This is a genomic window from Streptomyces sp. NPDC042002 (assembly GCF_055588305.1).
The window spans coordinates 45,138-54,693 of the sequence record NZ_JBVJCT010000014.1 but is presented as its reverse complement, the minus strand read 5'-3'; the positions used below and the strand labels follow the sequence as shown (position 1 = coordinate 54,693).

The 9,556-nt window shown below is 71.1% G+C and carries 5 protein-coding genes; 3 read left to right on the top strand and 2 right to left on the bottom strand.

Annotation, left to right across the window (positions count from 1 at the left end; all coding sequences use genetic code 11):
* Positions 1-483: 483 nt before the first annotated feature.
* Complete coding sequence (locus tag ACZ6KY_RS21625; RefSeq protein WP_469311910.1) at positions 484-1,314, bottom strand: aldo/keto reductase; 831 nt, start codon at positions 1,312-1,314, stop codon at positions 484-486.
* A 40-nt stretch (positions 1,315-1,354) separates the two neighbouring features.
* Here ACZ6KY_RS21625 and ACZ6KY_RS21620 point away from each other — a divergent pair, with 40 nt between their 5' ends.
* Positions 1,355-1,483 carry a hypothetical protein gene (locus tag ACZ6KY_RS21620; protein ID WP_469311909.1) on the top strand — a complete coding sequence of 43 codons (129 nt, stop codon included), beginning with the start codon at positions 1,355-1,357 and terminating at the stop codon, positions 1,481-1,483.
* A 192-nt stretch (positions 1,484-1,675) separates the two neighbouring features.
* Here ACZ6KY_RS21620 and ACZ6KY_RS21615 read toward each other — a convergent pair whose 3' ends face one another.
* Positions 1,676-2,830 carry a S1 family peptidase gene (locus tag ACZ6KY_RS21615; RefSeq protein ID WP_469311908.1) on the bottom strand — a complete coding sequence of 385 codons (1,155 nt, stop codon included), beginning with the start codon at positions 2,828-2,830 and terminating at the stop codon, positions 1,676-1,678.
* 399 nt (positions 2,831-3,229) lie between these two features.
* On the opposite strand from ACZ6KY_RS21615, the gene ACZ6KY_RS21610 reads away from it, so the two are divergent.
* Together ACZ6KY_RS21610 and ACZ6KY_RS21605 are read left to right on the top strand one after the other, a co-directional pair.
* Positions 3,230-4,402: a serine/threonine-protein kinase gene (locus tag ACZ6KY_RS21610; protein WP_469311907.1), complete on the top strand. Its 1,173-nt coding sequence runs from the start codon at positions 3,230-3,232 to the stop codon at positions 4,400-4,402.
* Positions 4,403-4,767: 365 nt separating this feature from the next.
* Complete coding sequence (locus ACZ6KY_RS21605; protein ID WP_469311906.1) at positions 4,768-8,613, top strand: S8 family serine peptidase; 3,846 nt, start codon at positions 4,768-4,770, stop codon at positions 8,611-8,613.
* The last annotated feature ends 943 nt before the right edge of the window (positions 8,614-9,556 follow it).

The following is a 9,556-nucleotide window of genomic DNA, read 5'->3' as shown; positions in this document are numbered from 1 at the left end:
TACCCACCCCCACCCCCCCCTCCCCTCCCCCCCCCCCCCCCCCCCCCCCCCCCCCCCCCCCCCCCCCCCCCCCCCCCCCCCCCCCCCCCCCCCCCGGGACCGGCGTCCCCGGCGTCGACGTACGAACGCCCGCTTCTCGCGTGTCGAAGCCGGTCCACTGTCCGGTGGACAGGACGAACAGCCGGTCCTGGAACAGCCGGTCCTCGCGCCGCTCCCCCTGCCCCGTACGCCTGACCGCGCGGTTCTACACCGCGCCGCGGACGGTGGCGCTCGCCGACAGGCGCGGGGTGATGCCGGACAGGTCGCGCGCCGTGACGCTGCTGCGGTCGCGGACGGACCGCCCGAGGGCGTATGAACTGGGGGCGGGAACCTGAAGTGAGGCCGTGGGAAGGATGTCGCGTCCGGGCTTTCGAGGGACCGGAAGGACACCTCCGCGTCGGCGCCCCGGCGCGGAGGCGTGACACGACTGAGGTTCCTGAGCGCTCAGAACTCCTCGTGCGTCGTGGGATCGCCGCCGAGGCGCCGGTGCGGACGGCCGGTGACGGCCGCCATCTCGGCGGGAGTCAGCTCGAATCCGAAGATGTCGAGGTTCTCCCGCTGCCGCCCGGCGTCGGCGGACTTGGGGATGGGGACCGCTCCGACCTGTGTGTGCCAGCGCAGCACGATCTGGCTCGGTGTCACGCCGTGTGCCTCGGCGATCTTCCCGAGCTCCGGATCGTCCAGGAGGCTGCTGCCACGACCCAGGGGGCTCCAACTCTCCGTGATGATGCCCTTGTCGGCGTGGAAGGCGAGCAACTCGTCCTGGGGGAAATAGGGATGGAGCTCGATCTGGTTCACCGAAGGCAGCACTCCGGTCTCCGCCTCCAGCCGGGTGAGGTGTCCGGCCGTGAAGTTCGAGACGCCGATCGAACGCACCAGACCCGCGTCGCGGAGCTCGATCATCGCCTTCCAGGAGTCCACGTACTTGTCCACGCGGGGCAGTGGCCAGTGAATGAGGTAGAGATCGACGTAGGAGAGTCCGAGGCGGCGGCGGGACTCTTCGAAGGAGGCGAGGGTCTCGTCGTAACCGTGGTGCCTGCCCGGCAGTTTGGTGGTGACGACGATCTCCTCGCGCGGCACGTCGGCGCGGGCGACACCTCGTCCGGTGCCGGTCTCGTTGCGGTAGTTGGTCGCCGTGTCGACGAGCCGGTAGCCCATGCCGAGCGCGTGGCTCACCGCTTCCTCGGCCTGTGCGTCGTCCATCGGCCAGGTGCCCAGGCCGACGGCTGGGAGCTGTGTACCGTCATGGGCCGTGCGGGCTGGGATGCTGATCACGGGAGGGCCTTTCCGAATCTGCGATGGGTACCATCCCATCGTGCACGGCCGCCGCCGTCGTGGCGACGCGAGCGTGCCCCTCGACGTGGGTGTCCCACGATCGAACTACTGCTACTGCTACTGCTACGACAGCGACGGCCCGACACCTGGGACGCCCTTCAGCGGCTGACGCGCGATGAACGGTTCCAAGCCGGCTCTGCGACAGGCTCTCGGTGCGTGGCCCGCTGCGCGACGCCTGACGTTCGGCCGGAGTTCCGTGCGAAAGGCCCGCCACCTCCCGTGGCGGGCCCTCGTCCTGCTCGGCCGGCAGCCGACTCGCCGGTGCGCCGGCCCACTTGGCGGGTGGGCCGGCGCGGTCGGGTCACGCGGTGTGCAGTGTGAGCCCGTAGCGGTTCAGGATCTCGTTCACGGGCTGGTACCAGGTCTCGCCTCCGCTGGTGCAGTTGCCCCAGCCGCCGGAGGTGACACCCTGCGCCTGGTCACCACTGATGAACGAGCCGCCCGAGTCGCCGGGTTCGGCGCAGACGCTCGTCTTGGTCATCTGGTGCACCGCGCCCTGGCTGTAGTTGACGGTCTCGTTCTTCGCGAGGACGGTGCCGCAGTGCCAGTGCGAGGTCGAGCCGGAACGGCAGATCGACGCTCCTATGGGGGCCTCGCCCGAGCCCCGGACGAGCTGGTCGGAGACGGTGCCCCAGCCGAGGACGACGGGTACGGTCCACCAGCCGCTGCCCACGTTGACCCAGGCGTAGTCGTTGTCCGGGAACGAGGAGCCCTGGAAGTTGCCGATGTAGCTGTGGTCCCAGCCGCTGACGCCGGCGCCCGGCTGGGCACAGTGCCCCGCGGTGACGAAGCCGCCGTACACCGAGAAGCCTATGGAGCAGCGGACGTTGCCCGTGTAGTAGGGGTCACCGCCCACCGTGCCGGCCGCGAACGTCCTCGGTGCCTTGTCGGTCCGCCGCACGGTGACGGGACCGGAGGCGCGGGCACGGGTGACGAAGGACCGGACATCGTTGTCATTCTCGTGTGCGGAGACCACGTCGATGACGACCGAGCCGGCCTTGGGGTCGACGTGCCAACTGCCCACACCGGCAGGCGCGTCGAGCGCGTCGATGCGTGCCATGGTGGCGTCGAGCTGTCGCTGACTGTGTTCGACGAGGGTGACCCGGGCACCGGTCGCCTCCACGGCTTCGCTCGCGGAGGCTTTGGTGAGGGCCACGACGAGCCGGCCGCTCTTGGCGTCGAACCAGGAGCCCCCGTACGAGGCGCCGGCCACGCGCCGGGCTGTGCGCTCGACGCCGCGTGCCGCTGTCTCGTCGGCGAGCCGGGCGGTCGCCTGCCGCTTGGTGAGTCCGAGGTCGTGCCGCATGGCCGTGATCAGTGCCGAGGAGGCGGGTGCCCGGGACGCTGTGGCGGTGAGGGGGGCTTCGTCGGCCGCGGCCTGGGTGAGGCCGGCGGTCGCGGCACTGACGAGCAGGCCGGCTGATAAGGCGATGCGCAGAACTGTGGTGCGTCTCAAGGGAGTTGCCTTTCGTCGATCCGATGGTCGGTGAGTGGGGCGAAGGGCAGGAGAGAGCGCTCTCAGAGTTGCGTCAACGAGGGTAGTGGGCGGTCGCAATGAGGTCCATACCAATGTGCTGGCCGCTCGCGCGGTGCGTGACCGGGGGTGTGGAGGCTCTGTCCTCCGTATGTCCTCGTCGGTCAACCCCGGATCGACTTTGGTGTCACATTCAGTCAACGTCCGGTGGCACTCCGACCGGTTCTCCGCGATCTTGAGGCCGAGGGTGAACAGCGTCTGATCACTGTCGTGTTGGCAGTAGGCTCAACCTGCTGCGGCGCCCCGGTGGTCACTCCTGCTCGGTAGGGCATTGACCCGTGGCGATCGACGGAATCCCAACGGCGTGAGGATGAAGCACAAGTGCTGATAGCGGGGCGGTATCGGCTGCACACCACTCTCGGGCGGGGCGCGATGGGGGAGGTGTGGCGGGCCCACGACGAGATGATCGGCCGGTCCGTGGCCGTCAAGCTGCTCCTCTCCCAGGACGCCGACCCGACCGCCGCGGCCCGGTTCCGTCTGGAGGCACAGACCGCGGGCCTGCTGAACCATCCTCATGTGGTGGGCGTCCTGGACTTCGGGTCGTACGAGAACCGGCTCTTCCTCGTGATGGAGCTGGTCGAGGGTGACAGTCTCGCGCATGTCCTGGCCGGCGCCGGGACGCTTCCCGCCGAGCGCGTCGCACGGATCGCGGCACAGGCGGCCGCGGGGCTCGCCGCCGCGCATCAGCAAGGCATCGTGCACCGCGACATCAAGCCGGGAAACCTGCTCCTGGACGCCGAAGGGAGCGTCAAGATCGGCGACTTCGGGATCGCCCGCTTCCTGGACGATCCGGCGGGCGGCCTGACCGCGACCGGGCAGATCGTCGGCACCAGCCTGTACCTCGCGCCCGAGCGGGCCCTGGGCAAGACCGCCGGGCCGCCGTCCGACATGTACTCCCTCGGCTGCGTCCTGTACCAACTCCTCACCGGCAGACCGCCGTTCCAGGCGAGCAGTCCCGTCGCCGTCCTCCATCACCACCTGGACACCGCCCCCACGCCGCCCCGGGCACTCGGCGCCGACCTGCCGCCCGCGTTCGAGAACTACCTGCTCGGCCTTCTCGCCAAGCAGCCCGACGACCGCCCCACCGCGCTTCAGGCGGCAGCCTGGTACAGCTCGGGCGCCTGGCAGGGGCGTCCCGAGCCGCTCCCGGCCGCGATGCCGGATCCGGGGCGCCATCGGCAGGACCGGCAGGACTTCAGTGTCGCCGGCCCCTCGACCACGTACGCGCTGCCGTCGGCGGCGAGGGACACGGCGGGCGGCCACCGGTCGCGCAGACGCCCGCGTCCGGGAGTCACTGAGCTCCTCAGTGATCGGCGAAGAGCCGTGGGCGCGGCTGCCGGAGCGTTGGTCTTCCTCCTGGCGGTGCTCGTGGGCGTGGCGTGGTTCTCGCCCGACAGCAGCTCCGCGCAGACCCCGCAGCCCGGTTCGACCGGCGCGGTGAACACGTCGTCTCCCGCGGCCACGGTCCCGGGCGGCTCTCCCACGGGTTCGTGACCGGGGCCGAAGCAGACGGTCGCCGGAACGGGCCCGCGAGCTGACGCCGACGGTCGCCCGAACAGGCCCGCGAGGTGACGCCGGCGGTCGCCCGCGGCGGGCGCCGCGAGCCGGTCGGCCGTCGGCGCGTACGGGGCCGAGTCCGGCATGGGACCGGACATGTCGGCCGCACGATCCGGACAGTCGCGGTATCACTTCATAAGGGCCTTCGGGGCGGCATACGATGAGGCCGCCGCGAACGGTGTTGTTGGGACAACTCCCCTGCATTTGTGGGGAGTTCGCCAATCTGGCACATGTGAGACGTGGCGCTTTCGTGCCACCGTCCGCTGTTCCCACCGCAGGTCGGGACCGATAAAAAGCGTTCCATGATCTCCCGCATACCCCCCAGCCGGAGCAGCCGCAGGGCGCTCGCGGCAGCGGTCGGTACCCTCGCAGTTCTGACATCCCTGGCCTGGCCACCCGGCGTCGCGGCGGCTGACGCACCATCAGGGGCCGACGCGGCCCAGCCCGTTGCGGCCCCCGGCACCGGGCAACACACCGTCACTCTCCTCACCGGTGACGTCGTACGCGTCAGCGACCTCGGCACCGGCAGCCAGACCGCCGACGTGACCCGCCCGCCCGGCGCCCTCGGAGGCGTGCGCACCGAGACCGTCGGCGGCGACCTGTACGTCTATCCGGACGAGGCGCTGCCCTACCTGGCCGCGAACCGGCTGGACCGGCGGCTGTTCGACGTCACCGCCCTGATCGAGCAGGGTTACGACGACGCGCACAGCGACGGCATCCCGCTCATTCTGGGCTACGGCTCCAAGTCGGCGTCCTCCGCCACCACCACACCCAGCGGCGCCACCCGGGTGCGCACCCTGCCCGCGATCCACGCGACATCCGTACGCGCCGCCAAGAAGCAGGCCCGGAAACTGTGGAAGTCCGTCGCGCCCGCGACGTCCGCCACCGGCGCCTCCGCCGGAGCGAAGTCGCTGACCGGGGCGGCCTCCGCCACTCCCCGGCTCGGCGACGGGCTGTCCAAGATCTGGCTGGACGGCCGCGTCAAGGCCACCCTGAAGGACAGCACCGCCCAGATCGGCGCACCCGCAGCCTGGGACAAGGGCCTGGACGGCAAGGGCGTCAAGGTCGCCGTCCTGGACACCGGCGCCGACTCCCGCCACCCCGACCTGGCCGGCCGGATCGGCGCGTCGCAGAGTTTCGTCCCCGACGAGACCACCGAGGACGGCCACGGCCACGGCACCCACACCTCCTCGACCGTCGGCGGTAGCGGAGCCGCCTCGGACGGCGTGGAGAAGGGCGTGGCGCCCGGCGCCGACCTGCTGATCGGCAAGGTGCTCTCCAACGACGGCTACGGCCAGGACTCCTGGATCATCGCCGGCATGGAGTGGGCCGTCGACCAGGGCGCCAAGGTCATCAGCATGAGCCTGGGATCGTCGACGCCGTCCGACGGCACCGACCCGATGAGCCAGGCCGTGAACCGGCTCACCGACGAGAGCGGCGCCCTGTTCGTGATCGCGGCCGGCAACTCGGGCGACGAGACGACCATCGGCAGCCCAGGCGCCGCCGACGAGGCGCTGACCGTCGCCGCGGTGGACTCCGCCGACAAGCGCGCGTACTTCTCCTCCCAGGGCCCGCGCCTCGGCGACTACGCCCTCAAGCCGGACATCTCGGCCCCCGGCGTCGCCGTGCTCGCGGCCAAGGCGGGCGGCACCGCCGAAACCGGCTGGTACACGTCGATGAGCGGCACCTCCATGGCGACGCCCCACGTCGCCGGAGCCGCCGCGATCCTCGCCCAGGAGCACCCGGACTGGAAGGCGCGGCAGCTCAAGGACGCGCTGATGAGCACTTCCAAGGAACTGTCGGCGTACACCACCTACCAGGTGGGCAGCGGCCGCGTCGACCTCGCCGCCGCGACCACCGCCACCGTCACCGCGACCGGCTCGGCCTACTTCGGCATCGACGCCTGGCCGCACGACGGCGCGAGCTCGGTCGACCGCACCGTCACCTACACCAACACCGGCGACTCCCCCGCGGAGCTGAACCTCGCGCTGAACGCCTCCGTCGGCGGCGGCCCGTACGACACCGACCCGACCGCCGACAAGGGCAAGCCCGCCCCCGACGGGATGTTCACCCTCTCCGCCGACACCGTGACCGTGCCCGCCCACGGCACCGCGACGGTCACCGCCACCGCCAAGCCGGGCCTGGGCGCCGACGGCCGCCGCTACCTCGGCCAGATCACCGCCGCGGACGCCTCCTCCGGCGCGACGCTCGCCCGTACCCAGGTGGGCCTGTACCGGGAGGACGCTCGCCACACCCTGCACGTCACCCTGAAGGACCGTTCCGGCAAGCCGACGGCGGGCTGGGTCGAGATCCAGCGCTTCGGGGCCAACGAGGACCCGTACTCCCAGACCATCGACGACAGCGGCACGCTCGACCTGCGGCTGCGCGAGGGCACCTACAGCCTGGTGACCTACCTGGACGTGCCCGGCAGCCACGGCCCGGACTCGGTCGGCATGGCGCTGATGGGTGACCCCGAGGTCGTCCTCGACCAGGACCGTGACGTGGTCCTCGACGCGAGCCGTACCCGCGAGGTCACCGCGGAGGTCCCGCGCAGGACCGAGGACCGGGTGCTGTCCATGAACTGGTACCGCGCCGACGGCTCGGACCTCAACCAGTACGGGCTGGGCATCCTGGAGGTGCAGTACCTGCTGGCCGCCAAGTACGACAGCATGTTCGTGCTGCCCACCCGCAAGGTGACCACCGGCAGCTTCGAGTACGAGACCCGCTGGCGCAAGGCGGCCCCGTTCCTCACCCTCACCGACGACGGCCGTGAGCTCCGGCCGATGGGCCAGGGCGGCTCCGCGCTGTACGACGGTCACAGGCGCCTGGACATGGTGTACGCCGGCACCGGCACCGCCGCCGAGTACGCGAAGCTGAGGGTCAAGGGCAAGGTGGCGCTGGTGACCCGTTCGGACGTCATCTCCGCCGCCGACCGGGCACAGGCCGCAGCCGACGCCGGGGCCGGGCTGCTGATCGTCGTCAACGACCAGCCGGGCAAGCTGCTGGAGTACGTCGGCACCGCGAGCAGCGGCTACAGCGCCGTGCCGGTGTTCTCCCTCACCGCGCGCGACGGCGCGGCCCTGATCGCCGACGCCAAGCGCGGCCGGGGACGACTGGACGTCGAGGGTGTGCCCAACTCCCCGTACGTGTACGACCTTTCCGACGCCCACCCGGGACAGATCCCGTCCACCGGGCTGACCTACCGGCCCCGTTCGTCCGATCTGGCCACCGTGGACATGCGCTTCCACGGCACGACCACCACGCCCAGCGGCGAGTACCGGTCGGGCTTCCGTCCGTACCGCAAGTACGGCTCCGGGTTCCTGCAGCGCTTGGACATCCCCGGCACACGCACCGACTACGTCTCGACGCAGCCGGGCACCCAGTGGGTGGAGACCGCGGCCACCGGGCCGGGAACGGTGCTCTCCTCGCAGAGCGTGCGGAACGCGTACAAGCCGGGATCGCGGCAGGTCCGTGACTTCTTCGGAGCGGTGACGCGGCCCGCCAACGGCGGCACCTACTGGTGGTCGCAGCGGCAGAAGGCCCAGATCGCGTTCAACGTCCAGCCTTGGGCCGACAGCAGCGCGGGACAGCACGCCGGCGTCATGCAGAGCGGTGACATGAAGAGCCTGAAGGTCTATCGGGACGGCACCCTGATCAAGACGAGCACCTCGCAGGCAGCCACGATCTACCCCGCGCCGACGACCCCGTCGGTCTACACCCTCGACCTCACCGCCGAACGCGACGCCGACACCTACCGGTTGTCGCCCCGCACCCACACGGTGTGGCAGGTGAAGTCCGATCCGGTGACCGATCCGACGAAGATCGACCGGATGGCGGTTCTTCAGATGGACTACGGGGTCGACACCGATCTGGCGGGTGACGCTCGTGGCGGCCGCCAGACGCTCCGCCTCACCCCGCGTCACCTTGAGGGCGCGGCAGGCGCCGGGAAGATCCAGGGCGCCACACTGTCGGTGTCCTACGACGACGGCGCGACCTGGACACCGGTCAGGACGGACGGCAAGTCCGGCACCTGGACGGCTTGTTACGACGCCCCGCACCACGGCTACGTGTCGCTCAAGGCCGAGGGCTGGGACGACGCGGGCAACCGGATCACCCAGGAGGTGATCCGCGCCTACGGTCTGAAGTAGTCCGCCTACGGAGGCTGTCGCCCCGAGTCGTCGTGTCGCCCGCTCACCGGCGACACGACGGGGCGACAGCCTCCGTTCGCGTTCACCTGGACCTCCGGGCCGCGGACCATCCGATCGCGCGCCCGGTCTCGCCCCGCGCTTTCCGGGCAACCAGTTCGGGCGCTCGGTCGTCCTCCGGGTGAGGATCCCCGGAGGGGAGGCGCTGGTGGGGCTGGTGCGCACACTGCTGCCGTTGTCGCGGGCGGCGGCCCGGCTGAGCACGCGTCCGGCGCGGCGGTCGCACGGTGCCGCGCTGATGCGCTGCCTCACCCTCGGCTGGGTGCTGGTGTGGCCGGCACCGCCGCGACGGCGGCTTGCCTGGGCCGAGGAGGCGTTGGCCGTGTACACGGCGCTGGTCGAGACGGAGGAGCCCCGCCCGCAGCACCGGGACCTCCTGGCCCGCAGCCTGGCCCAGCACGCCTTCGCCCTGCCGCAACGTCGGCCACTGCGAGGAGTCCTGCACGGCGACGGACGTGTCCTTGGCCGTACCGGGCGCGCGGTGGTCCGCGGCGAAGCGGGCGTTCCTGCTGCGCCTTCGGGCGCAGGCGCAGTTCGAACTGGCGCGACCGGACGACGCACTCGGCTCGGCGGAAGAGTGCGTGGCCGTCTGTCCGGTCGGGACTTCCCGACGTTCGTGTACCGCCGGTCGGGGCGGGGAACAGGGACCGCCTGCCGGACGGGAGCTGAACTCCGGTGTCCCATCGGGCGGATCCACGACAGACCGGGCGGATGACACTCCGGAAGCGGAACGCTCCTTCTTAAGTGCGGGTTAAACGCGTCTTAAGCAACCCTGGGAGCCAGGTGCTTCCGGAAGCAACCCCAGCTCAGGGCCATTTGGGGTGCCCGGACGTCAGTTGGACTCTCAACAACTCGTGAGTAGCATCGGGGCCCACCGGTGCCGTCC

Bases quoted from the DNA above. Each gene is read 5' to 3' on its own strand.
- ACZ6KY_RS21605 (WP_469311906.1), top strand. From the start codon at position 4,768: ATGATCTCCCGCATACCCCCCAGCCGGAGCAGCCGCAGGGCGCTCGCG.